Annotated in this window: 24 protein-coding genes and 1 pseudogene; 17 read left to right on the top strand and 8 right to left on the bottom strand. The window is 42.1% G+C overall.

Features of this window, described 5'->3' with window-relative positions; all coding sequences use genetic code 11:
• Positions 1 to 13: 13 nt before the first annotated feature.
• From JO943_RS03185 to JO943_RS18490, 3 genes and pseudogenes are all read left to right on the top strand, one after another.
• Positions 14 to 715, top strand: coding sequence for an ImmA/IrrE family metallo-endopeptidase (locus tag JO943_RS03185; RefSeq protein ID WP_202739954.1), 702 nt, complete (start codon positions 14 to 16; stop codon positions 713 to 715).
• A 3-nt stretch (positions 716 to 718) separates the two neighbouring features.
• On the top strand, positions 719 to 1240 hold the full coding sequence (locus JO943_RS03180; protein ID WP_202739953.1) for a hypothetical protein: 522 nt from the start codon (positions 719 to 721) through the stop codon (positions 1238 to 1240).
• Positions 1241 to 1280: 40 nt separating this feature from the next.
• Positions 1281 to 1508, top strand: a pseudogene (locus JO943_RS18490) (hypothetical protein).
• A gap of 107 nt (positions 1509 to 1615) precedes the next feature.
• Here the strand turns inward: JO943_RS18490 and JO943_RS03175 are convergent.
• Positions 1616 to 3073 carry a DASS family sodium-coupled anion symporter gene (locus JO943_RS03175; RefSeq protein WP_202739952.1) on the bottom strand — a complete coding sequence of 486 codons (1458 nt, stop codon included), beginning with the start codon at positions 3071 to 3073 and terminating at the stop codon, positions 1616 to 1618.
• A gap of 269 nt (positions 3074 to 3342) precedes the next feature.
• On the opposite strand from JO943_RS03175, the gene JO943_RS03170 reads away from it, so the two are divergent.
• The 6 genes from JO943_RS03170 (at position 3343) to JO943_RS03145 (ending at position 8931) form a co-directional block, all read left to right on the top strand.
• Positions 3343 to 4326: an ion transporter gene (locus JO943_RS03170; RefSeq protein ID WP_202739951.1), complete on the top strand. Its 984-nt coding sequence runs from the start codon at positions 3343 to 3345 to the stop codon at positions 4324 to 4326.
• Positions 4327 to 4608: 282 nt separating this feature from the next.
• Positions 4609 to 5565 (top strand): ABC transporter permease, encoded by a 957-nt coding sequence (locus JO943_RS03165; protein WP_199973075.1) that lies wholly within the window; start codon positions 4609 to 4611, stop codon positions 5563 to 5565.
• Complete coding sequence (locus JO943_RS03160; protein ID WP_202739950.1) at positions 5555 to 6511, top strand: iron chelate uptake ABC transporter family permease subunit; 957 nt, start codon at positions 5555 to 5557, stop codon at positions 6509 to 6511. Before JO943_RS03165 ends, JO943_RS03160 begins: the two co-directional genes overlap by 11 nt.
• Positions 6502 to 7266 carry an ABC transporter ATP-binding protein gene (locus JO943_RS03155; protein ID WP_202739949.1) on the top strand — a complete coding sequence of 255 codons (765 nt, stop codon included), beginning with the start codon at positions 6502 to 6504 and terminating at the stop codon, positions 7264 to 7266. The genes JO943_RS03160 and JO943_RS03155 overlap by 10 nt, the downstream gene beginning before the upstream one ends.
• Before the next feature lie 9 nt (positions 7267 to 7275).
• Complete coding sequence (locus tag JO943_RS03150) at positions 7276 to 8229, top strand: siderophore ABC transporter substrate-binding protein (RefSeq protein WP_202739948.1); 954 nt, start codon at positions 7276 to 7278, stop codon at positions 8227 to 8229.
• A gap of 93 nt (positions 8230 to 8322) precedes the next feature.
• Positions 8323 to 8931 carry a DUF2238 domain-containing protein gene (locus JO943_RS03145; protein WP_202739998.1) on the top strand — a complete coding sequence of 203 codons (609 nt, stop codon included), beginning with the start codon at positions 8323 to 8325 and terminating at the stop codon, positions 8929 to 8931.
• A gap of 21 nt (positions 8932 to 8952) precedes the next feature.
• Here JO943_RS03145 and JO943_RS03140 read toward each other — a convergent pair whose 3' ends face one another.
• Complete coding sequence (locus JO943_RS03140; RefSeq protein ID WP_202739947.1) at positions 8953 to 10167, bottom strand: MFS transporter; 1215 nt, start codon at positions 10165 to 10167, stop codon at positions 8953 to 8955.
• Positions 10168 to 10397: 230 nt separating this feature from the next.
• A complete protein-coding gene (locus JO943_RS03135; protein ID WP_202739946.1) occupies positions 10398 to 11303 on the bottom strand; it encodes a nuclear transport factor 2 family protein in 906 nt (301 codons plus the stop codon).
• Positions 11304 to 11567: 264 nt separating this feature from the next.
• Between JO943_RS03135 and JO943_RS03130 the strand changes: the two genes are divergently transcribed.
• On the top strand, positions 11568 to 12359 hold the full coding sequence (locus tag JO943_RS03130; RefSeq protein ID WP_202739945.1) for a DUF4198 domain-containing protein: 792 nt from the start codon (positions 11568 to 11570) through the stop codon (positions 12357 to 12359).
• A gap of 52 nt (positions 12360 to 12411) precedes the next feature.
• On the opposite strand, the gene JO943_RS03125 is transcribed toward JO943_RS03130, so the two are convergent.
• Entirely contained in the window at positions 12412 to 13107 is a 696-nt protein-coding gene (locus JO943_RS03125; protein ID WP_032881556.1) for an epoxyqueuosine reductase QueH, read from the bottom strand.
• 282 nt (positions 13108 to 13389) lie between these two features.
• Here JO943_RS03125 and JO943_RS03120 point away from each other — a divergent pair, with 282 nt between their 5' ends.
• Positions 13390 to 14310, top strand: coding sequence for a LysR family transcriptional regulator (locus JO943_RS03120; protein WP_005230927.1), 921 nt, complete (start codon positions 13390 to 13392; stop codon positions 14308 to 14310).
• A gap of 77 nt (positions 14311 to 14387) precedes the next feature.
• Here the strand turns inward: JO943_RS03120 and JO943_RS03115 are convergent, their stop codons facing one another.
• Both JO943_RS03115 and JO943_RS03110 read right to left on the bottom strand, forming a co-directional pair.
• Complete coding sequence (locus JO943_RS03115; protein WP_005230925.1) at positions 14388 to 14843, bottom strand: DUF441 domain-containing protein; 456 nt, start codon at positions 14841 to 14843, stop codon at positions 14388 to 14390.
• A 165-nt stretch (positions 14844 to 15008) separates the two neighbouring features.
• On the bottom strand, positions 15009 to 15863 hold the full coding sequence (locus JO943_RS03110) for a hypothetical protein (RefSeq protein WP_202739944.1): 855 nt from the start codon (positions 15861 to 15863) through the stop codon (positions 15009 to 15011).
• Between the two features lie 449 nt (positions 15864 to 16312).
• On the opposite strand from JO943_RS03110, the gene JO943_RS03105 reads away from it, so the two are divergent.
• A complete protein-coding gene (locus tag JO943_RS03105; RefSeq protein ID WP_199948409.1) occupies positions 16313 to 16873 on the top strand; it encodes a TetR/AcrR family transcriptional regulator in 561 nt (186 codons plus the stop codon).
• A 116-nt stretch (positions 16874 to 16989) separates the two neighbouring features.
• Here the strand turns inward: JO943_RS03105 and JO943_RS03100 are convergent, their stop codons facing one another.
• A complete protein-coding gene (locus tag JO943_RS03100; protein WP_004772583.1) occupies positions 16990 to 17769 on the bottom strand; it encodes a ferredoxin--NADP reductase in 780 nt (259 codons plus the stop codon).
• A 118-nt stretch (positions 17770 to 17887) separates the two neighbouring features.
• Here JO943_RS03100 and tsaA point away from each other — a divergent pair, with 118 nt between their 5' ends.
• From tsaA to JO943_RS03075, 5 genes are all read left to right on the top strand, one after another.
• On the top strand, positions 17888 to 18601 hold the full coding sequence (gene tsaA, locus JO943_RS03095; protein WP_202739997.1) for a tRNA (N6-threonylcarbamoyladenosine(37)-N6)-methyltransferase TrmO: 714 nt from the start codon (positions 17888 to 17890) through the stop codon (positions 18599 to 18601).
• Between the two features lie 47 nt (positions 18602 to 18648).
• Entirely contained in the window at positions 18649 to 20427 is a 1779-nt protein-coding gene (locus JO943_RS03090; protein WP_005286383.1) for a GspE/PulE family protein, read from the top strand.
• Positions 20428 to 20514: 87 nt separating this feature from the next.
• A complete protein-coding gene (locus tag JO943_RS03085; RefSeq protein ID WP_005230915.1) occupies positions 20515 to 20880 on the top strand; it encodes a NirD/YgiW/YdeI family stress tolerance protein in 366 nt (121 codons plus the stop codon).
• Positions 20881 to 20981: 101 nt separating this feature from the next.
• Positions 20982 to 21644 (top strand): response regulator transcription factor, encoded by a 663-nt coding sequence (locus tag JO943_RS03080; RefSeq protein ID WP_032873018.1) that lies wholly within the window; start codon positions 20982 to 20984, stop codon positions 21642 to 21644.
• Position 21645: 1 nt separating this feature from the next.
• On the top strand, positions 21646 to 22977 hold the full coding sequence (locus tag JO943_RS03075; protein WP_005230911.1) for a sensor histidine kinase: 1332 nt from the start codon (positions 21646 to 21648) through the stop codon (positions 22975 to 22977).
• A gap of 86 nt (positions 22978 to 23063) precedes the next feature.
• Here the strand turns inward: JO943_RS03075 and hemP are convergent, their stop codons facing one another.
• Positions 23064 to 23234, bottom strand: a complete 171-nt coding sequence (gene hemP / locus JO943_RS03070) for a hemin uptake protein HemP (protein WP_004661888.1) — start codon at positions 23232 to 23234, stop codon at positions 23064 to 23066.
• Positions 23235 to 23383: the final 149 nt, after the last annotated feature.

Here is a 23383-nt window from a genome sequence, read left to right as displayed (position 1 = left end):
CCCTTATTTATTTATGAATATATTAGATATTATACATAGTAATGAAAGTTTGAATGATTATTACCAATTAATTTTGAGATTATGCGATAACTATAATTATCAACTTGTATTAGAATATAAGTCACTTAATGACTTAATGCCAAATTTAGGTTACTTCTTGGATGAAGGCGAAAGTGGTGTGATAAGAATAAGTACATCGTTAAATTATGAGGAAAAAATATCTTGTATTGCACATGAATTAGCTCATGTAGAATTAAATTTTTTAGGTGATACAAATGAATTATGCTATCAGATAGAAAGAATTACGTATCCTTATGATTTTAATTTATTAAAAGTACAGATCTTTAATTTTTTACAGCACTTATTAATAGATGATATTTTAACTGAAAATCAATTGTCGAATCAGCTTTACCATAGTGAAATTTTAAAAACGGAAATTACACATGAGTTCCCCTTTACAATTGATGAGTTTTATACTGGTTCTTCAAGAGAAGAGCTAATAGCTAAAATGAAAAGTCTATTTTTATCTTTTAAGGAAGTTGAAAATAATTTAAGTAAATTCAATGGAAATTATATGGATGTGGATTGTTCGCTATTGAGTAAAGAATATTCTTTAAATGTTATGGAAATTGTAAGATGTGGAAAGACTTTTAAAAATTTAAGAAGAATAGAAGATCTAGCTCTAAATTTAATCAATAGAGTTAAGAGTGATTGAGTTATGAAATTATTTCCTAATATATTATTGGGTAAAGTCTGGCATATGACTTCTATAAATCATTTAAAAAATATTTATAGTAAGGGTTTTATTTACGCTAATCCTAATGATGATTTACTTTTTCAGGATAAGTGGGGTAACTTTGCTGTTAAATCAGGTAAAACTTATGTACAAAGTATAAATGGAGTTAGTGTTTTTGATTTAATTGATTTTAATTATTCTGAATATTTGGAAAGGATAGATCCACCTAGAAATGCAGTTAAAAATATAGTCAATAGTAGGATGGTAGAGGGTGGTTGCATATGGTTGGAAGTTGATGTTGATGGTATTGATTTTATTGATAGAAATAGTTTGTATGCTAAATGGTCAGAAGATATTAAATCAGAAATTAACTTACAGTTTTTACCAGGATTAGAAGCGGCAGTTATAGGGGATATTCCAGTTGATAGAATTAAAAAAATATATCTATATATGGAAAAAAATAATAATTATTATTGTGTTGGGCGTGAACTAATTCAGTTTTAATAGTAATTAGGTTTACTCTTAAGTAACTAAATAGATAGTTTTGTTTCGTAATTGCCTGAAATTATGTATTAGTGGATTTTTTAACGGTTCAGCGGTGAAAGATCAAGGTGACCGTTTTATCTGTTTCGAAAATGGCAAACAAGTCAGCTACCACAGAAAGGAAATTTTCCATCAAGACTCGTAGCATCAAGTTTACTACATCTGCGAATCGACGACGGATGAACAAGCACTAAATTGGGTTTATGACATCAAGCCTGATTATCAATGACGCTGATATCATTTTATTCGCTGGGTAGGTTTATAATTATAGAATCCTTCAAACTTGTTACATGAAAAAGCCCCATCATAAGGGGCTTTTTTAAAATTAAAACAATTCTACCAATAACCCAACATTTTCCACCACAGTCCGCCAATCACCACAAAGATGATGATATTAACGACACTCATGACAAAGCCAGCTTTCCACCATTCACCCAGTGTAGTGTAACCAGAACCGAATACCACAGGCGATGTACCCGTTGCATAATGGGTTAAGGTCATCATAATGCTTGACGCTGCTGCCATCATTAAGGCAAATAACATCGGTGGTGCACCTAACGCTAATCCAGCTGTATAAAAGGCTGCAAACATGGCAGTGATATGTGCCGTGGTGCTGGCAAACATATAATGTGCATAGAGATAGGCCAGCATCAGCAATAAACAGGCAGGCATCCAGCTGAGACCCAAATGGCCAATTCCTGTTTCCAGTACGCCTGAGAACCATGTGATTAAACCGAGCTTATTTAAATAAGTCGCCATCATCACCAACGCTGCGAACCAGGTAATGGTATCCCACGCGCTTTTTTGCGTCAGAATATCTTCCCAAGTCAGTACGCCAGTGATGAGTAGTAATCCCAAACCAATAAAGGCAGTGGTCGTCGGATCAACCGCCCAAGCTGAGCCAAAAATCATGGCAGGGATACCTGCCCATAACAGCAGTAAAATTCCAAATACCCCCAGCATAATGATTTCATTTTTGCTGACAGGCCCCATTTCTTTTAACTTGGTTTTGGCAAACTGCGCTGCGTTTGGGGTTTCCTTGACTTCAGGTGGATACATCCAGTACATGATTAACGGCATGATGATCAAGGCAATTAAACCTGGTAATAACATCGCCAGTGCCCATGTACTCCAGCTCAAGGAAATCTGACTGTTGGTTGCTTTTGCTACCAGATCCACCACCAAAGGGTTAGGGGCGGTTGCGGTAATAAACATGGCAGAGGTAATCGGATTGGCTTGGTAGTTGACCAAGGCTAAGTATTTCCCCATACGACCTTCGGTGCCTTTGGCTGGGTCAGAGTCGTAACTGGTCGAAATTGCACGGACAATCGGATGAATAATCCCGCCACCACGTGCCGTATTACTTGGAGTCACAGGTGCAAGAATCAGTTCAGACAGCACCATGCTATAACCGATACCAATGGTTTTCTTGCCCCACACCGCGATAAATAAATAGCCTAAGCGTGCACCTAATCCGGTTTTTTGCAATCCTTTGGAGATCATGATCGAAATACCGATCAACCAGATCAATGGATTGGCAAAGCTGCTGAGCGCATCCTGAATGGCACCACTTGGACTGTCATTGGTAACACCAGTCACAGCGACTAAGGTAATGGCAATAATCGCAATTGCACCGATCGGCATGGCTTTACCAATAATGGCGGCAATCACACCGACAAACATCGCCAATAAATGCCATGCATCAGGATCGACGCCAGCAGGTACAGGAATCACGAACCAGATAATCAATGCAATAAATAAAGAGATCAGCGTCGGGAGAGCTTTAAATCCCATATTAATTTCCCCTTGTTGTCACGGGTTTAATAAAATTTATAGTTCTTTATGAATGAATCGTTAAAGAAATAACCACGAAGCTTTTATTATGGTTGAAGCTGAGGCTCAACTGCAAAGAAAGTTTTGTTGAAACAGCGTCAGATAGCTCAATGTATTGGCAAATGATCTTATTTTAAACCTGAAAATAGGACTTCAAGTGAAAATCCCTTATCAAATTTGAAAACAACATGCTACATTTTGAGCTTGCTTGAACAGACAATAAGTACGGTATGACTCAACTTTCATGGCAGCAATTAAGACGTTTTGTGTATGACAATCTGCATAATGATGACTATAAAAGTACCGTCAGTACCTGCGTAAATTATCTGCTGATCGCCTTGATCATCGGTAACGTTGCTGCCGTTTTGCTGGAGTCGGTGAACGAGTTTTATCAACTGTATAAGCCGTATTTCGATATCTTTGAAAATCTCTCGATCATGATTTTTAGTGGCGAATACCTGCTCAGGCTGTGGAGTATTATTGAGCAGGAGCCACAAGAGGCGGCTTGGAAGCAACGTATTCGCTGGATGAAAAGTGGCGGGGCCATTATTGATTTATTGGCGATTCTACCTGCCTATCTCAACTTTATTGTGCCAATTGACTTACGTTTCTTGCGGGTCTTGCGTTTAGTCCGTTTATTGAAGCTGACGCGCTATTTTGTTTCCCTGCAAATTCTATTACGCGTCATCCAGCGTGAAAAAGGTTCATTTCAGGCGGTCATCTTTATTCTGGTCATTATGATTGTCATGACTGCATCTGCGATTTATGTGGTTGAAAATAAAGCCCAGCCTGAAGCCTTTAGTTCGATACCTCAATCGATGTGGTGGGCGGTGGTCACCCTTACCACGGTCGGTTATGGCGATGTGACCCCCGTGACCAACTTGGGGCGGATACTGGGTGCATTTATTACCATTCTCGGTGTCGGTATTGCTGCTTTGCCCGCGGGTATTCTGGCTTCGGGTCTTGCCAATGAATTGAATATGCGAAATCAGCGACTGGAACAGGAGTTTCGCGAAGTCTTGCAAGCCAAGGGGCTGGACTTGCTGCATGATCAGGTGGAAATTGAACGGATTCGCAAGAAAGTCGGTTTACCCAAAGAGCAGACCCATGAAATTATCATGCAACTGGTCAGGGAAAAATTGCTTGAAGATCAGGAGCAGGAAAAGAAGCATTACCGTTTTTGCCCGCATTGTGGTGAAAAGCTTCCTGAATAATTCAAAAATTTATTATAGAAATGTAGAGCAGGGTTAAGCTCAAGTTCTTAATCATTTCCAAAACTGAATAATTTTAATGCGCTATAACTTCGGTGTGTGAGTGCTTAGCGCTTTTTGTGCGAGAAAGTAAAATTCGATCAGTATTAAGTTGTACTTCATTGAGATTAAATTCCATTTAAAAAACTTAACAATAATCTTTATCATTTGTGATAGTTTCTTATTATCTGATTTGTATTTTTTAAGCTTATTTTAAGTTTACGCATCCTATGAAGTTCTCCCAACATGATTAAGCGGCGTTACCTGATTTTATTATTACTTCCACTGGCAATGGTTTCCTTATTTGTCGGTGTAGGCGAGATGAGTCTCGCGGGTTTGTGGGCGGGTAACCCTCAAGACTGGCAACTGTTCTGGACCAGCCGTTTACCGCGTCTGATGGCAATTGTGGTGGCGGGCGCAGGGCTGAGTGTCTGCGGTCTGATCATGCAGTCGTTGAGTCGTAACCGTTTTGTGTCTCCCACCACCGCAGGCTTATATGACTGTGCCCGTTTAGGCGTTCTGGTTTCAATCATTTTATTGCCCAGTGCTTCAATTTTTATTAAAACCGGTTTTGCCATTGCGGTAACGCTTATTGGTGCGATGGCCTTTATGAGTATTCTGGCGACGCTCAAGCATCGTGATACGGTTTTTGTGCCACTGGTGGGGATGATCTTTGGCAGTATCATTTCAGCCTTTACCACCTTTATCGCGCTACAACTGGATTTATTACAGAACCTGGCGGGTTGGCTTCAAGGCGACTTCTCCACCATTTTAAATGGGCAATACGAGCTGATCTATCTCAGCGTACCCGTTCTGATCCTGATTTATTTCTTTGCCAATCGTTTTGTTCTGGCTGGCTTGGGACAGGATTTTGCCACCAATCTGGGGCTGAATTATAAACAGACGCTTTTTATTGGCCTGTTACTAGTGTCGGTCATTACCGGTGTGGTGATTGTCACTGTGGGTGCGATTCCATTTCTCGGTTTGATTGTACCGAATCTGGTGAGCTTATACCTCGGTGACAATATCCGGAAGACCCTTTCACATACTGCATTGTTGGGTGCTTTGCTGGTTCTGCTTTGCGATGTGTTTGGTCGAGTGGTGATTTTCCCTTATGAGGTCTCTGTCAGTCTGATTATGGGGGTAGTGGGCAGTGTCATTTTCCTGTGGCTGCTACTCAGGAGATATCGCTATGCCACATAAAATCAAGTTAATGATTTTAGCTGTAGCTGTGATTGCAAGTATTGCACTCTATCTTGGCTGGAATCTGGGTGTGGCTTGGCAATATGCCTTGAATCTGCGTTTAAAAACTGTTGCAGCCATCGTGGTAGCGGGAACTGCAGTCGGTGTTTCGACCCTGGTTTTCCATACCATTGTCAATAATCGAGTGGTGACGCCGCAGGCTTTGGGACTGGATAAATTATATGAACTGTCCAAAACGGCGATTATCTATTTCTTTGGTGCCAGTACGTTATTGTCACTGAATTTTGTGACCGATTATCTGATCAGTCTGCTGCTCATGGTGACTTTTGCCTTGCTACTGTATCGCTTTATTTTCCAGAAAGTGGCGCAGCAAAATATTTATTTCCTGCTGTTGGTGGGGCTGATCTGTTCGACTTTATTCGACAACATGAGCACTTTCTTTCAGGTTTTGCTCGATCCGGATGAATTCCAGATTGCTGCCTATGCCGGTTTTGCCAGCTTTAATGTGGTGAAGATGGAAACGGTGGGCTTGTCCTTACTCACCATTGTGCCGATTCTGTTGTATGGCTTAAAGCATTATCACACCCTCGATGTGATGGCGCTAGGACGCGATCATGCGCTGAATCTGGGACTGGATTATGACAAGATCAGCCGCTTGCTGTTGATTCTGGTGGTATTGGCACTGGCTTCTGCAACAGCTTTGGCTGGTCCAATGATGTTCCTAGGGCTGTTGGTACTCAACATTACTCTGGAACTGTTCAAGACCCATCAACATCATATCTTACTGCTGGGCATTATTTTGGTCAGTATTCTGTGTCTGATGCTTGGACAGTTCATGGTGCTGCATGTGCTGAATTTCAAAACCACGCTCAGTGTGATTATTAACTTTGTCGGTGGAATTTATTTCTTCTGGATTTTATTGAAGGAAAATAAAAAATGGCAATAGAGCTCAAGCATTTAAGTAAAAGCTATCAGCAACAGCGGGTCGTGAATGACCTATCGCTGAATATTGCCAAAGGGCAATTTACCGCATTTATTGGGCCGAATGGTGCAGGCAAAAGTACCGTGCTTTCCATGATGAGTCGTTTAATCGAAGCGGATCAGGGGCAGGTTTTGCTCGATGGTCAAGACTTGCAACAGATGAAAAGTGCCGATATTGCCAAAAAACTGGCGATCTTGAAGCAGTCCAACCATACCGAGCTGCGTCTCAGTATTGAGGATCTGGTGGCTTTTGGCCGCTTTCCGTATTCACAAGGACGCCTGACTGAACAAGATCGTCAAGTGATTGACCGTTCGATTGCCTATATGGATTTAGAAGCCTTACGCCACCGACAAATCAGCGAATTGTCCGGTGGGCAGCGGCAACGCGCCTATATCGCCATGATTCTGGCACAGGACACCGACTATATCTTGCTGGATGAACCCTTGAACAATCTGGATATGAAGCACTCTTCCCAGATTATGCGGGTGTTAAAAGATCTGGCCGAGAATCATGGTAAATCCATCATTGTGGTGATTCATGACATTAACTTTACTTCCGTCTATGCCGATCACATCATTGCCATGAAAGAAGGTGAGTTGCTGTATCAAGGGCATCCACAACAGTTGATGGATGAACATATTCTGCAAGATATTTTCGATTTCCATATTCCGATCCAGCAGGTTCAGCAACATAAATTAGGTTTGTATTTTATTAGTTAGGAGCTTGTTATGCTTTTCAAGAAAACATTGCCAGTCATGATGTTAAGTGTAGCCTTGGCTGCATGTGGTAATTCCAGTACACCTTCGGCAAATCAGGACAGTCATACTGCTGCTACACAGGATACCTTAAGTTTTAACAGCAAGGCCGGCCAGATTAGCATTCCTGCGAATGTGTCCCGTATAGCAGTGCTGGATACCAGCGCCCTAAATACCATTCATGCCTTGGGTGCGGATGATAAGGTGGTGGCCTTGCCAAAAGGTACGCCGTTACCGAAAGTCTTGCAAAATTTCAGTGAAGGTAAATATCTGGATGTAGGGACGGTGAAAGAGCCGAATCTGGAAAAGATTGCAGCCAGTCAGCCTGAACTGATTCTGATGAGTGGACGCATGGAAAATCTGGTCGGTCAGATCAAGCAGATTGCGCCGACCTACTTTGTTGATGTGGATTACAACGACCAGTTCAATTCGTTTAAACAGCAAACCTTGAATATTGCTGAAATGGTGGGCAAAAAGCCTGAAGCGAAGCAACAATTGCAAACTTTAGAAAAAGAGATCGCAGCCTTAAAAGCCAAGACCAAAGGGAAAACAGCATTGGTGATTCTGGTCAATAACAGCAAGATTGCAGCCTATGGCCTAGGTTCGCGTTTTGGCAATATTCATGATCTCTATGGTTTTACCCCAGCAGACCCTTCGATCAAGGTGGGATTGCATGGTATGGCGGTGTCACATGAGTTTATTGCCCAGAAAAATCCTGATTACCTGTTTGTGATTGACCGGGGTGCAGCCATTACTGAAAATCAGCAAGGTGCCAAACAGGTGTTAAATAACCAGATCATTAACCAGACTAAAGCGGCTAAAAACGGCAACATTGTCTATCTGGATTCGAGTAACTGGTATTTGATGAACAATGGTCTGGATGGGATGAAAGCCATGCTGAAAGAAGTGGCCGATGCGGTGAAGTAAAATCCAGTCTGTCCGCATGATAACAACAAACCCGAAGCGTCTGCTTCGGGTTTTTTATATGATAAAGGGAAATAAACACGACCTTATAAGATGATGCGTATTTCTTTACTGTATTTGGGCACAGCGATTTTAGCCTTTTTATTGATCATTTCAGGAATTCAGCCTTTTGACCGGACCACATGGTGGCTTGAAGTCACACCGGTATTGATTGTGATACCGATATTGTATGCGACACATAAAGCTTTTCCACTCAGTCCGTTGTTATATAAGCTTATTTTCTTGCATGCCATTGTATTGATTGTTGGTGGGGCGTACAGCTATGCGCGTGTACCGCTGGGTTTTGAACTTGCACAATGGTTAGGGCTGGACCGCAATCCTTATGACAAGATCGGGCATTTTATGCAGGGCTTTGTACCTGCTATGGTTGCGCGTGAAATCCTGATTCGGAAGCATATTTTAGCTAAAGCTAAGATGCTGAGCTTTATTGTGATTTGCATTGTACTGGCAATCAGTGCCAGCTATGAGCTGATTGAATGGGCAGCCGCATTGTTATTGGGACAGGGTGCAGAAGAATTCCTTGGAACACAAGGGGATGAGTGGGATACACAATCGGATATGTTTTTTGCCCTGATCGGGTCGATCACGGCCTTGTTATTCTTATCAAAATGGCATGATCGACAGATTGTGAAATTAATGCATTAATATCAATAGCGGCATCTGCTGTTAAGACACAGCAGATTGATTGCTCTGTGAATAGCGGGCATACGCCAGAGCAATCAATAAAATGGCTAAACCACCCAGACTTAGGACAAAGCCGACCCAGATCGGTGCTAACCAGCCCATATCATGACTCAGAACCCATCCACCCAAAAAAGCACCCAGAGCATTGGCGAGATTAAATGCCGAATGGTTGAGGGAAGCTGCCAGCGTTTGTGCGTCACCCGCAATGTCCATGAGATGGGTTTGCAAGGCACCACCGAGACCAATCACGGTAAAACCAATCAGGAATAAGGCTGCAATCGCGGTATACAGATGAGACATCATAAAGCTAGCCGCTACAAAGGCGAGGGCCGAGCTGATCAGAATCCCGATAATGGTTTTAAACAGGTTTTTATCGGCCAGCCAGCCGGCAACTAAGCCACCGATGACCATGCCTATGCCCCAAATCGCTAAAGCAATCGGCACGACACTGATATTGGCATGGGTATATTCGGTGAGAATCGGGGAAACATAGCTATATACCGAGAACATGCCCCCAAAACCAATGGCACCCACGGCAAGGGTCAGCCACATATTGATATTCTTTAAACCTGCCAGTTCAGCCTTGATACTCGCGGTTTTTTGCAATGGAATATTCGGGACAAATAAACTGACCCCAATCAGGGTAATAAAGGCGATCACGGCAGAAAATTCAAAGCCTGATTTCCAGCCAAATTGTTGCCCCAACCATGTGGCAATGGGTACTCCAATCACATTGGCAATGGTTAAACCCATCATCACTTGGGCAATCGCCGTGGCACGGCGTTGTTTGCCTGCCAGTTCAGCCGCAACCAGTGCCGCGACACCAAAGTAAGCCCCATGTGGGAAACCGGCAATAAAGCGGGACAGCAACATGGCTTCGGGGGTGGTTGCAAAAGCTGTCGCTGCATTGGCCAGACCATAAAACAGCATCAGGCCCAGCAATAAGGTCTTACGTGGAACCTTAGCGCCGAGGATGGCAATAATCGGCGCGCCGACCATCACGCCCAATGCATAAGCGCTGATAAAATAGCCTGCATGCGGGACACTGACATTTAAATCAGTGGCGATTTCCTGAATCAGTCCCATCGCCACAAATTCAGTTGTTCCAATACAGAAACTACCGACGGCGAGTGAGAAAATCACTAGAAATAAGGAATAGTGGGATGTTATGGGTGTGGGAGAACTTGGAGAGGTCATGAGTCTCTAAAAAATAATATCTGGAGCAGGGATTATTTTTCCATACCTCTGTCAAAACCGATAGAGAGGAAAGTGGAATTTTCAAATAAAATTAAGAAGGAGCGGCACAAAAGCTAGGCGTGGCATGAATAGGGTAGCTAGTGTAGCGATGTAGAGGAATAACAGGTAAATAAAGCCCATTATGAGAATGAGCTTTATTCTGAGTTATCGGGTTGTGGTGTGGGTGAAGCTTAGAACATGGTATTACTATTGGCACTGTTTTCTGGAACCGACTGATTGGCATCCCAATGTTCTACAATTTTGCCATTTTCTACCCGGAAAATATCAAAGCCCGCATTTTCTGGTTTATTACTTTGCTTACTGCGGAGGTGCACCGCTACCAGATCACCTTCAGCAATAACCCGTTTGACTTCATATTGTGCTGCCGGATCATTTTGGAAGAGCTGCTCAAAGAAGGTCACAAAGGGCTCTTTACCATCTCCAATCCATGGATTGTGCTGGATATAATGATCGGCAAGGTAACGGTCGGAAAATTCCCTGACCTGATGTTGTTCAAAGGCACCTTTGACAAAAGCCGTGACCAGCTGTTTATTGGCAGCGGTTTCTGCGGGCGACAAATTCGTTGTATTGCGGCCATCAAACATCACGTCCGGATTGGCTTTGGTTCGGTCATTCTCTGGGACAGCCTGATTGACATCCCAGTGCTCTACAATGATGCCATTCTCAACCCGATACAGATCGAAACCGGCATTGGTCGGCGTATCTGCATTCAGTTTACCCTTGACCTGTAATAGCACCAGATCATTTTCGGCAATGGTGCGTAAAATGTTGTATTGAGCGTCTGGATTATCTGCCAGGCGTTTCTCAAAAAAATCAATAAAGGGTTGTCTGCCATCGGCTACATAGGGGTTGTGTTGAATATAGTTTTCGGCGATATAACGTTCAGAGAACTCTCGAACTTTTTTGTCTTTAAATACACCTTCATAGTAGCTGGTGACCAGTGATTTATTACGCTCAGTTTGTTGTTGCTGGGTATCACTGCTATTTTGAGAACCTTGCTCGGGATTTGAATCATCATTACAGGCGCTGAGTGCCAAAGGAAGCAGGAGCGTGGTTAAAATAAAAAGTTTCTTCATTATTATGAATCCATCGTTAGAACTCGAATAATAAGCATAGGGTTAAGCTTCACTGGCTTCTGAACAATCACGACATATTTTGTAAAGACTTGGTAACTGGTGACGGTGCTACTGAAACCGTAAAAAATGGAGGTATTGCAATCTCTAAATAGCCAGCAGAGGGTGTGAAATTAATATATGATCATAATAATATTAATGATAATTATTTACATTTGTGTATACTGCAGGTCATACATTTTAAATGACAACTTTCGGGGTGAAAAAGTGAAAAAATTATTAATCAGTTCATTGCTACTTGTTTCTGGCTATAGCGCTGCACATGAACCTTATGTTGCACCAATTGCCTATACAACTGAACAAACACAAGTGGCGATTATTTCTGGCTATGCAGAAGAAGCCTTAAACAGTGAATATGCCTTGAAAGATGCAAAATTTGAGATCACTGCGCCGAATAATACCAAAACCACCATTCAAGCGAATACTAAACTGGACTCAGCGACCGTATTTGATTTGAAACTGCCTGAAGCAGGGACTTATCTGGTTCAAACCAAAGCTTCATATCCATTGAAGTATGTGCAGGATCAAAAACAATGGAAGATGTTTTTTGATATGCCGGCCGATAAAGCGCCTGCAAAAACTGAGCGCGATTTTGTGATTCCTGCCGATCTAAACAGCAAGAATATCAAACCAGTTGAAATCACGCGCGAATGGACATTATTGACTTATGTGAGTAAGGAAAAGCATACCCCCGTTCAGGCCAGCACAGCGCCGATTCAGGTGGAGTTCTTCACCCATCCAAATGAGTTAAAAGCCAATCAGGCGGTAAAAATTAAAGTATCGAAGGCTAATAAAGCTTTAGCCAATGCTGAAGTGGTGATTCGTGCTAAAGGTGCCACCGATAAGCAAGGGATAAGCTTGAAAACGGAAGCGGATGGTCATGCTGAACTGTTATTTCCAAAAGCAGCGGAATACTTGATTGAAGTCAGCGAAACGGTAGATTCGAAACAAAAGCCGGGCAATCAATTCTACAGCATTATCAGTGTAGCTGTACATTAAAATGTCAAAAGGCTAATTCACTAGAATTAGCCTTTTTATTTCGACTGCATTGTTATTGACTGGATTCATCATCCATGGCGTTACTATAAAATTTCACACCCAGTTGGATCCGGTCGCGACCATTGCTCATCCGCCAGCGGTTAGTATCTCTGAGTGAATAGACGCAGCCGCAATATTCCTGTTGATAGAACTCTTCACGTTTGCTGATTTCCAGCATGCGGACTGCACCGCCATGTTTGCGCCAGTTATAATCCCAATATTGAATGTCCGGATAATGCGCGGCAGCACGTAGACCACAGTCATTAATCTGCTGCATGTTTTTCCAGCGCGAAATACCCAGCGAACTGCTGATCAGGCTAAAACCGTGTTCATAGGCATAAAGCGCCGTACGTTCAAAACGCATATCAAAACACATGGTGCAACGAATGCCTTTTTCAGGTTCATTCTCCATACCTTTGGCGCGCGCAAACCAGTTGTCGGTATCGTAATCACAGTCAATAAACGGAATATTGTGTTTCTCGGCAAAACGGATATTTTCTTCCTTACGAATGAGGTATTCCTTCACTGGATGGATATTCGGATTATAAAAAAAGATCGAAAAGTCGATACCTGATTCAATCAGGGTTTCCATAACTTCACCGGAACATGGCGCGCAGCATGAGTGCAGCAGTAACTTGTCATGTCCTTCGGGTAAGCTCAGTTTTTGGCGTTCAAGCGTCTTTTGACTTTGACGGGTCATAGGCGACATGGTCTATAAAAATAATTTGATATTGTAAAAGTTTTAAATTGGCAAAACGTTTGAATTAACTGAAATATTCTCAGTTCGAGCTGAAAAATTTTAAAGCATAAAAACAGATATGATTATCAAAGAACTTTTCTCTTGAGATGAGGCTTGTGAGTTCTGTTAAAAAAATACATTTTTTATATGAGAGACTTTCACGTACCAGAAAAATCTTGAAATCAAACTCATGTTGAGGCTTGCTAATTAATTTTATGTTAAGATGAAATAAATTCAATTTTGGTTTTTGTTGTGCTAGAACTTCGTCATTTAAAAACATTACTTGCGCTAAGAGAACATGGTTCATTGGTCGCTGCGGCTACCGATTTATGTCTGACGCCGTCTGCAATTTCTCACCAATTAAAAGAACTTGATCATTGGTATGGGGTAGAAGTGGTGAATCGCCGTAGTCGCCCTGTCAGCTTCTCCAATGTTGGTGAACGTCTACTCAAATTGGCAGATGATGTATTGCCACAAGTTCAGATCGCACAGACTGATATTACCCGTATCGTGCACGGCCAGACGGGACGGATTATCTTTTCTTCAGAATGTCACAGTTGTTTTGACTGGTTGATGCCGTTATTGAATCAGTATCGTCATCAGTATCCGGATGTAGATTTGGACTTTGCTGCGGGGTTTGAGTCGAATCCTCACGAACTGCTGCAAAATGCCGAGTTTGATCTATTGATCACGGCAGATCCGATTGCATTGAAGGGAATTGAATATTTCCCAATTTTCAAATATGAATCACGCTTGGTTCTCTCTAGCACACATCCTTTGGCACGTGCCGAGCAGGTGAGTGTGCAGGATCTGGCAGAAGAAACCTTGATTACTTATCCGGTTGATAAGCATCGTCTGGATATCATGGCGCATCTGTTTATTCCAGCCAATGTCTATCCGAAGCACATCCGCACTACAGATCTGACCCAAATGCTGATCCAGCTGGTGGCAAGTGGACGCGGCATTGCGGCATTGCCGGATTGGGTGGTCAATGAATATGAGCAAAAAGGCTGGGTGGTCAGCCGCCGTCTGGATTGTGTCGCTCCGGAAGGTCTGAGACGTACTTTGTATGCGGGTTATCGGGTCGAGGATAAAGAGAAGAACTATTTTGAAGGCTTCATCAAGCAACTGGAAAAGTTTTCCAAGATGCGTGCCGTGTATTATGAAAATTAATACAAGGTCTTATTATGATAAAGGTAGCCATGCGCTACCTTTATTTTGATGAGATGACCCGGCAGATGTTATAGACGTTAAGATTTCCCGATAAGGAGCGACAAAATCCCTGCCGCAATCAGGGGGCCAACCGGAACGCCTCTTAACAAGGCGACACCTGCTACTGTACCGATCAGAAGGCCGGCAACCACATCGGGTTGATTACTCATTAACTTAACACCTCGTCCGCCTAGCCATGCGACCAACAGGCCAACGGCAATGGCCGCCAGAGATTTGATACTGATAAATGATTTAAGAATGCTTTCGCCACTGATCTTGCCACTGGCAATCGGTGCAAGTACGCCAATAGTGAGAATAATGATACCAATATTCAATCCGTGGCTCTGAATATAAGGGAAAAACTGGTTTAAAGGAGTCAGTTTGACCAGGATCAGACACGCTGCGGCTACCGTCACCGCCGTGTTTTGGCTAAAGATACCGCAACCTAATAAGACCAGCAGTACCACTAAATTGATATCGAATTGAGAGAACATCGCAGGGTATAAACAGGGGAATAAAGTTGAATTATACCGCAAATTACTGTCATTTATTAGACAAGACAGAGGATAGGATACCAAAGGTGGAACAGTGCAGGAGTTGATATTTTATCTTGAGAGAAAAGCCATCTCTAAAATTAGACATGGCTTTTCCTGAGAAAATTAGGCAAGTTTTTTGAAGGTTCCGTAGTAAGCAATTTGTTCATCCCAGAACTGTTCCCATAAATCACAGTATTCAAGACAGATTTGACGGATTGAATCGTATTCAGATTCAACGCAGGCCTGTGCCAGTACAAACCATAAATCATCTTCATGGTCGTCATCAGCCGCTTCGGCAGTTGCATCATGTGAAACACCATGGACATAATAATAACCACTATCCACATCAAAACCGACCGCTTTGGTGGCCTGACGTAGTGCAGGACTGAATAAAATCACTTCTTCTTCTGCAACGGCGAGCAAAGCAGAAACTGCCTGATAGCTGTTAAACGAATTTTCCAGATAATGACGTACCCGTTGTGCAATCAGTGATGGTTGATAGTCATTACGCTCAGACTGGGTCAAATCAAAGTCATTGAGCACATCTTCAAATAATGGGTAATGTGCATATTCAGGATTGCCGGAATAATAACCTTCCTGATCCAGACCTGGACGGAAACCAAATTCGTCCAAAATGTTCAGGTTCAATAAAAAGCGCGGGAACATTTTGGAACCCGATAATAAACGTGGTTCTAACTGCTTGGTCTGGAATTGAGCCATCAGCAAGGCATCGGTAAATACCTGCACAATGGCATGTCGATATTCAAGATGAATATGTTTTAAAGTCTCTTTGTCAATTACACCGTCATTTAAAAGTTGAATGGCAGGATGCCGTGAAACAGGATGGTTTGAAATTTCTGCTCGTAGTTTGTTCAGAAAATCCAGGTTCTTGTTCCATAGATCCGTAGAAATACTGTTTTTCATACCCTCAATCGCTTTCTGTCTCGGGTTGTTAAAGTTTTCAAATTTTTTTGGCATAGTCTTGTACTCGATGAATTAATAATATTATTGCTTTTCCAATTATTTAGTTAGATTTTCTTTGGCTGATTATGAATATAACTATTGTTTCAACCAAACATCTTTTTATTGGATGATTTAAATATAAAATGATTTTTTTGTGAAATCAATTTATTAAGCCGGCTAAAAAATGCCAAGAAAGCTTATTATTTAACTTAACTGTAAATAAAAGGTGAAGTAATTCACGGTATATTTTTTTAATAAAAAAATAGAAAGATTTTTTTACAAATGAGCTTGTGTATAAGCCGTTTTTTTCATACCCTATAAGAGGAACAATAAAGAAAATTTGACTTTTCTATAATGCTCTTAAAAATAAGATAAACATACATAGTGGCCAGAAATTTCCAGCATGTAAACTATGTCTTAATAATACGTTAAGTTTTTTGATAGAATTCTAAAAGGATAATAAAATGTCAAAAAAAGAAGATATTATTGCAACGGCTCTAGACCTTTTTAACCGTCATAACTACAGCTCTGTAGGTGTGGACCGAATTATCAGTGAGTCGGGCGTTGCTAAAATGACGTTCTATAAGTATTTCCCTTCTAAAGAGAATCTGATTGAAGAGTGTCTGTCACGAAGGAATAAAAGTATCCAGGCGTCTATCGAAAACGAAATTAGCCTGAAAGCAGCAGATGATTATTTAGGTAAAATTAAAGCCGTCTATTTTTGGCATCTCGGCTGGTTTAATTCAGATGATTTTCATGGTTGTATGTTTCAAAAAGCTTCATTAGAAATTTTACAACAGTATCCTTCCATTATTCGTCCAATCATGGAATATCGTGAGTGGTTAATGGCATTGGTAGAAGACCTGTTTGTAAAGGCACAGGTTTATCAGCCTCATGTATTAACAGCGATGTATATTAATATTCTGGACGGGATGACCTCGTATGCAAAAGTAAATAAAGATCATGCCCAGATCGAAGAGTGCTGGTATTATATCGAGCGATTAATCCATTTAGATGCAGCATAATAACTTATTATTGTAGTTATGCTAAATAATAACCTTTAGATAAATAAAATTACATTTTTATAAAACTTAAAATAAAAAACCGAGGATTTATCCTCGGTTCTTTTTATAGGGCAATATTATTTTTCGACGAAGGCACGTTCAATTACATAATCACCCATTACGCCCATACGTGGTGATTCAACCAAACCGTGTTGATCGAGCAACGCAGCGACGTCTTTCAGGAACGCCGGGCTACCACAGAGCATGGCACGGTCAGTTTCACGGTTAAAACGTGGTAAACCAATTTTTTCAAACAGTTCGCCAGTCTCAATTGCCGTAGTTACACGACCTTGGGTGTGGAACGGTTCACGTGTCACAGTTGGGTAGTAGATCAACTTGTCTTTGATGCCTAACTCTTCAAAGAATTCATGATTTGGAAGTTCATTCAAGATTAAATCTTGGTAGGCAAGTTCAGACACATAACGTGTACCATGCACCATAATCACTTTTTCAAACTTCTCGTAAGTTTCCGGGTCACGAAGCAAAGAAAGGAATGGGGCAAGGCCAGTACCAGAAGATAACAGATATAAATTTTTACCTGGCAGTAAATCGTCGTGTACCAAAGTGCCTGTAGGCTTTTTAGAAATCAGGATTTCGTCGCCCACTTGTACTTTTTGTAAAATAGAAGTTAATGGACCGTCTTGTACTTTAATAGAGAAGAATTCAAGTTCTTCTTCATAATTCGCACTGGCGATCGAATAAGCACGCATTAAAGGCTTACCATTCACTTCAAGGCCGATCATTACAAACTGACCATTTTTAAAACGTAAGCTGACGTCGCGTGTAGTTTTAAAACTGAAAAGTGTGTCATTCCAGTGGTGAACATGAGTAATGCGTTCAACGTTAAAAGCAGCCATTAAAGGTCTCGATCACAGTTAAAAGAAACAGATCGCTATTCTAATCTAAAATCATTCTCGATAAACTGAATATATTTAATTGTGTTTATAAGAAAAAGTGATGAACAGTTCAGTAGTGATGCCAATCATTGGTCATATGTGTTCGCCTTATCGTGAGAAATTCGGTATCCCGCGCCAGCCAAATCTGGTGCAGGTCGAGTCATATATAGAGATGACGGCGGCTTATAGCGATATTCTGGCATTTGAAGGCATTGAAGATTTTAGCCACTTATGGCTGCTATGGCAGTTTCATGAGAATAAAAATCCAGATAACGCCTTGAATCAAATGCCTAAATTTCGTGCACAAGTACGACCGCCTAGGCTGGGAGGCAATCAGAAAATAGGGGTTTTTGCGACCCGGAGCATGTATCGCCCTTCTCCGATTGGTTTATCGGTGGTACAGTTTTTACGCGTTGAAAAGCATGGCAAAGCGGTACGGGTCTATGTCACGGGCAGTGATTTGCTGGACGGTACCCCGATTTTAGATATCAAGCCGTATATACAATATTCGGATGCGGTGACTGAGGCGGTCAGTGGCTATGCCCAAGAGCAGCCACAGCGTAAAACGGTGGTTTGGTTGGAAAATGCACAACAGCAACAACAGCAGTTATTAAAGCAGGGGATTTTGCATAAAAAGATATTCGATGAACTTGAACAAGTGTTATCTTTAGATCCTCGACCTGCCTATCAGCATGATGCTGAACGCGTATATGGAATGCGCTTTGCCATGTTGAATGTACGTTTTACGGTGGGTGAACAGGATATCACCATTGTTGCAGTGGAACAAAGTTAAAACTTTAAAAATATAAATTTCGTTAAAAATTTGGGGAATCAACGGTGATGCAAGCTCAGGCAAAATTCGCAAACTTTTCTTTTACGATCGATGTGACCTGGTGTCTGGAACAATTGGTGCAGGATGGCCGTATCACGGAACGGGACAAACTGCTGGTACAGACCACACATCGGCAAAAGGATCAGTTGAAATGGCATCCTTTGCAGTGGATTGCCAATTTCAGCCTCAAAGACCAGCTGAATGCAGGTAGTACCTTATCCTTGAATCGTTTGTGTCAATGGCTGGCTGAGAAAGCTGATCTTCCCTTATTTATCATTGATCCGCTTAAAGCCGATGTTGCGGCGTTAACAAGTGTCATGTCACAAGAATTTGCCGCCAGAAATCATATTCTGGCAGTAGAAGTACATGCAGACCGGATTCTGATTGGCACCGATCAACCATTTATCAGCGAATGGTTGAACAATCTGGAACGGAGTCTGGCACCTAAAAAGATTGAAAAAGTTTTGCTCAATCCTGAACAGTTACAACGTTATATTGTTGAGTACTATCAGGTCAGCCGAGCAGTCAGTTCCTCACAAAATGCCAGTATCTATGACCGCGAAAATAAAGGCGTTGAGGCTTTATTACAGTTAGGCGATACCCAGAATCCTGATGCCAATGACCAGCATATTGTCAAACTGGTGGACTGGGTGCTGCAGTTTGCATTTGAGCAAGGCGCCAGCGATATTCATCTGGAACCACGTAAAGACAAAGGTAAGGTACGTTTCCGTATCGATGGAGTGCTGCATACCATCTATAACATGCCAGCCAATACACTGACCGCGGTAATTTCCCGTATCAAGATTCTTGGCCGCATGAATGTGGCGGAAAAGCGTAAACCGCAGGATGGACGCTTAAAAACCCGTACCCCGAAAGGACAGGAAACCGAATTACGTCTTTCGACTTTGCCGACCGCTTTTGGTGAAAAGCTGGTAATGCGTATTTTCGACCCGGAAGTATTGGTGCGGAGTTTCCAGCAACTGGGTTTTGAAGGGCATCTATTGCAGAGCTGGCAGCAGCTGACGCAGCACAGTCACGGTATTATTCTGGTCACAGGACCAACAGGATCGGGTAAGACCACTACGCTGTATTCATCTTTAAAGCAGCTGGCCACCGAACAGGTCAATGTCTGTACCATTGAAGACCCGATTGAAATGCTGGAGCCGAGTTTTAACCAGATGCAGGTCAATCCAAACATTGAATTAGGCTTTGCAGATGGCGTACGTGCCTTAATGCGTCAAGATCCTGACATTATCATGGTCGGTGAGATTCGAGACCATGACACCGCCAATATGGCGATTCAGGCTGCATTAACAGGGCATCTGGTATTATCTACTTTACATACCAATGATGCACCGTCCAGTTTGACGCGTTTACATGATCTAGGCGTGCAACCATTCCTGACAGCTGCAACAATTCTAGGTGTTCTGGCTCAACGTCTGGTTCGTCGCCTTTGTCCGCATTGTAAACAGGAAACGCCAATTAATGAGCAAGAGTGGGAACATCTGACCTTTGATTATATGATGGACATGCCGACCAGCATGTATAAAGCTGTGGGATGTGAAGCTTGTCGACATACTGGCTATAAGGGCCGAGTCGGGATTTACGAATTTATGCCAGTTAGTCTGGAGCTCAAGTCACTGATTAGTGCGCATGGCACACTCAATGATTTAAAAGCACAAGCCAAAAAAGAAGGCGTTGAGCCCTTGCGGATCGCGGGTGCGCGTAAAGTGATTGAGGGCGTAACCACCTTAGAAGAAGTATTGCGCGTGGTGCCATTAAATTAAGCTATAGTGTTATCTTCAGATTCACCTCATCTTGGTTTGTTTTAATGACTGCATCGAAATGATGAAACCACGATGAGGGGAAACAAGATGAATGTATTATCTAAATGTGCAGTCGTTGCTGGCTTGGTTGGTGCAACTACTTTTGCCGTAGCAAATACCACTGCGGTAAATCAGCAAGCATTGGCGCCGACTCAAATTACCACAGTCAAACAAGCCTTAACCTTAAAAGATGATACCCCAGTCAAGTTGAAAGGTTATGTGGTTAAAGCAACGGGTGATGAGAAATATCAGTTTAGTGACCAGACGGGTTCAATGACGGTCGATATTGATGATGACTTGTGGCAAGGTAAGCCGGTATCAGCAAAAACACCAGTGACCTTAATTGGTGAAATCGACATCGACTATAAGCCAGCGAAACGTGTTGAAGTAGATGTGGATCAGGTTCAATTCTAAAGATTGATGAATCAATATAAAAAACCACATGATCATCATGTGGTTTTTTGTTGATGATTTATTTTAAGATCATGTGAAAGATCAACACAGTGGGCTGTTTTATGCGAATTTTATTGGCTGAAGATGATGCCTCGCAGGCGGAAAGTATCAAGGCCTGGCTGGAAATGGATGGTTATAGCGTTGACTGGGTGGAACGTGGCGATCATGCGATTCTGGCAGCCGAACAGCATCAATACGACTGTATTCTGCTGGATCGGGGCTTACCGCAAGCGTCAGGAGATGAAATTCTTAAAAGCATTCGCCGGCAAAATAGCAAAACCCCGGTGATTTTTATTACCGCCAAAGACCATATCCATGATCGGGTAGAGGGGCTGGATCTAGGGGCGAATGACTATCTGGTCAAGCCATTTAATCTGGAAGAATTATCTGCCCGGGTTCGTTCCCAATTGCGTCAGCATCAAGCCCAAGCCGGTCAATATCTTTATTTTGCCAATTTGCAACTGGATCCCCAAGCCAAGACCCTGATTCAGGAGGGGAAAGCGGTGAATCTTACTGCCAAAGAGTTTCAGATTCTATATAAGCTAATGCAGCAACCTGAACATATTGTGACACGGGAGCAGCTGGAAGAATCCCTGTATGCATGGGGTGATGAAATTGAAAGTAATGCCATCGAGGTGTTTATCTATCAGATTCGTAAAAAGATTGGCGGGCAATATATCAAGACCATTCGCGGTCTAGGCTATCGCATGCATCAGGGGGAATAGAATGAAAGTCGTGTCATTACAAACCAGACTGGTTAAAACTTCATTAATCAGTTCAATCATTGCTGGATGTGTGGCCTTACTTTTGTTCGCGGTAATTTCGGTGTATCAAACCATGCAGATGCAAGATGAGATCATGGACGAGATTTCAGATATGTTGCAGATAACCGACTTAACCCAATCCTCAGGACAGCAGATTGATGAACTGAGTGATGAATTTGATATCCAATACCAGTTGCGCAATTCGCAGCAGGTGTTGACCCAGTCCACAGATTTTCAGCTTGATCCACAGCATCACAGCTTGATTACAGCAAGCCAAGGTAACTTTGGCCTGATTTGGCAAAAAGGTCAGTTATGGCGGAGTTATGCGGGCGAAGATGAGCATGCCCCTATGCAAGTATTGCTTCTACAACCCCTAGGAGAACGTTTTAAAGATTTGCTGAATCATTTCGCAGGTTATAGCTTGATCTTGCTGCTGGTATGGCTGATGCAATGGATCATGTTGCATTTCCTGATTAAACGGCAATTTAAGGTAATGCATCAGTTATCTTCAGAAATCTCAGCAAAGAATGCAGATGATTTAAGCCCGATATCAACTGGAGAGGTAGAGCTGAAAGAGTTACAGCCCATGTTGGGTCAGCTCAATCGACTGTTACAGCGACTCGAACAATCCTTGCAAGCAGAACAGCGTTTTACTGCGGATGCTTCTCATGAATTGCGTTCGCCTTTATCGGCAATTCAGCTTCGATTGCAGTTGTTACAACGTAAGTATCCTGAACGGGCGGGTGATTTTGTTCAGATGCAGCAAGATGTCAATCGCGGCATTCAAACGCTGGAAAATTTACTGCTGTTGGCGCGTCTCGATCCTGAGCATGCCAATAATCTGCCGAAAACTCAGTTTGATCTAAATAGGGTGATACAAGAGGTAATGCAAGCCTTGGCATTATTCGTGCAGGAAAAGCAGATTCAAATACAGCTGGATGTCTCAACGCAGCCCAAGATGCTGCATGCTAATCAACAACTGATATTTACCTGTATCCGCAACATAATTGATAATGCGATCCGCTATAGCCTTGAGCACGGACAGATTTATATCAGTTTGAAGCAACAACGAGATGCAATAGAACTTGTGATCGAAAATGAAGGGCAAGGCGTGGATGTTGAAATTCTGGAACGTTTAGGTGAGCGTTTTTATCGTGCCTTAGGAACTAAAACCCAAGGTTCGGGATTAGGTCTGTCGATTTGTAAAAAAATTGTAGAATTGCATCAGGGTAAAATCAAGTTTTCCCAATCCTGCTATGGCGGACTGAAAGTGAGTCTCCAGCTGCCTGTATAAATTTTTTCATAAGCAACATAAAAAAAAGCAGCATGCGCTGACATACTGCTTATTCCCACGTTTATTATTATGCGGTTGTTATTATATTACTTCGTTAAAATCAGGCGATTATTACGGGTTAGACGTAAACGGTATTCCTCACCCGCATGCATAATGCGGATTTCACGTCCCAAGGCAAAAAGATTGTTTGAATGCAACATTGGCAATGATTGGGCTGCATCTGTACTACGAGTAAATAGGTTGAATGGTGCGTTCATTTGTTATGCTCCGTGGTGTGTTCTTTAACGTTTTAAATGATAATCATTATCGAATAGACCTGTCAACGGAAATTTTAACAATTTACAAAATCAGTGATTAATTTTGTTCTTAGTCATGTGAATTCGTGTTTAAACACCTTAAAATCTGG

It is taken from the genome of Acinetobacter sp. 'aerobic (ED)' (genome assembly GCF_904886855.1).
Classification (GTDB): Bacteria; Pseudomonadota; Gammaproteobacteria; order Pseudomonadales; family Moraxellaceae; genus Acinetobacter; species Acinetobacter courvalinii.
This window is presented reverse-complemented; position numbering and strand designations above follow the sequence as displayed.

Coding starts and splice junctions, on each gene's coding strand:
- JO943_RS03135 (WP_202739946.1), bottom strand. CDS start 11,303: ATGAAGAAACTTTTTATTTTAACCACGCTCCTGCTTCCTTTGGCACTC.
- JO943_RS03105 (WP_199948409.1), top strand. CDS start 16,313: ATGTCAAAAAAAGAAGATATTATTGCAACGGCTCTAGACCTTTTTAAC.
- JO943_RS03155 (WP_202739949.1), top strand. CDS start 6,502: ATGGCAATAGAGCTCAAGCATTTAAGTAAAAGCTATCAGCAACAGCGG.
- JO943_RS03090 (WP_005286383.1), top strand. CDS start 18,649: ATGCAAGCTCAGGCAAAATTCGCAAACTTTTCTTTTACGATCGATGTG.
- hemP (WP_004661888.1), bottom strand. CDS start 23,234: ATGAACGCACCATTCAACCTATTTACTCGTAGTACAGATGCAGCCCAA.
- JO943_RS03145 (WP_202739998.1), top strand. CDS start 8,323: ATGCGTATTTCTTTACTGTATTTGGGCACAGCGATTTTAGCCTTTTTA.
- JO943_RS03100 (WP_004772583.1), bottom strand. CDS start 17,769: ATGGCTGCTTTTAACGTTGAACGCATTACTCATGTTCACCACTGGAAT.
- tsaA (WP_202739997.1), top strand. CDS start 17,888: ATGCCAATCATTGGTCATATGTGTTCGCCTTATCGTGAGAAATTCGGT.
- JO943_RS03165 (WP_199973075.1), top strand. CDS start 4,609: ATGATTAAGCGGCGTTACCTGATTTTATTATTACTTCCACTGGCAATG.
- JO943_RS03140 (WP_202739947.1), bottom strand. CDS start 10,167: ATGACCTCTCCAAGTTCTCCCACACCCATAACATCCCACTATTCCTTA.
- JO943_RS03180 (WP_202739953.1), top strand. CDS start 719: ATGAAATTATTTCCTAATATATTATTGGGTAAAGTCTGGCATATGACT.
- JO943_RS03110 (WP_202739944.1), bottom strand. CDS start 15,863: ATGCCAAAAAAATTTGAAAACTTTAACAACCCGAGACAGAAAGCGATT.
- JO943_RS03185 (WP_202739954.1), top strand. CDS start 14: ATGAATATATTAGATATTATACATAGTAATGAAAGTTTGAATGATTAT.
- JO943_RS03150 (WP_202739948.1), top strand. CDS start 7,276: ATGCTTTTCAAGAAAACATTGCCAGTCATGATGTTAAGTGTAGCCTTG.
- JO943_RS03080 (WP_032873018.1), top strand. CDS start 20,982: ATGCGAATTTTATTGGCTGAAGATGATGCCTCGCAGGCGGAAAGTATC.
- JO943_RS03170 (WP_202739951.1), top strand. CDS start 3,343: ATGACTCAACTTTCATGGCAGCAATTAAGACGTTTTGTGTATGACAAT.
- JO943_RS03085 (WP_005230915.1), top strand. CDS start 20,515: ATGAATGTATTATCTAAATGTGCAGTCGTTGCTGGCTTGGTTGGTGCA.
- JO943_RS03115 (WP_005230925.1), bottom strand. CDS start 14,843: ATGTTCTCTCAATTCGATATCAATTTAGTGGTACTGCTGGTCTTATTA.
- JO943_RS03160 (WP_202739950.1), top strand. CDS start 5,555: ATGCCACATAAAATCAAGTTAATGATTTTAGCTGTAGCTGTGATTGCA.
- JO943_RS03175 (WP_202739952.1), bottom strand. CDS start 3,073: ATGGGATTTAAAGCTCTCCCGACGCTGATCTCTTTATTTATTGCATTG.
- JO943_RS03075 (WP_005230911.1), top strand. CDS start 21,646: ATGAAAGTCGTGTCATTACAAACCAGACTGGTTAAAACTTCATTAATC.
- JO943_RS03125 (WP_032881556.1), bottom strand. CDS start 13,107: ATGTCGCCTATGACCCGTCAAAGTCAAAAGACGCTTGAACGCCAAAAA.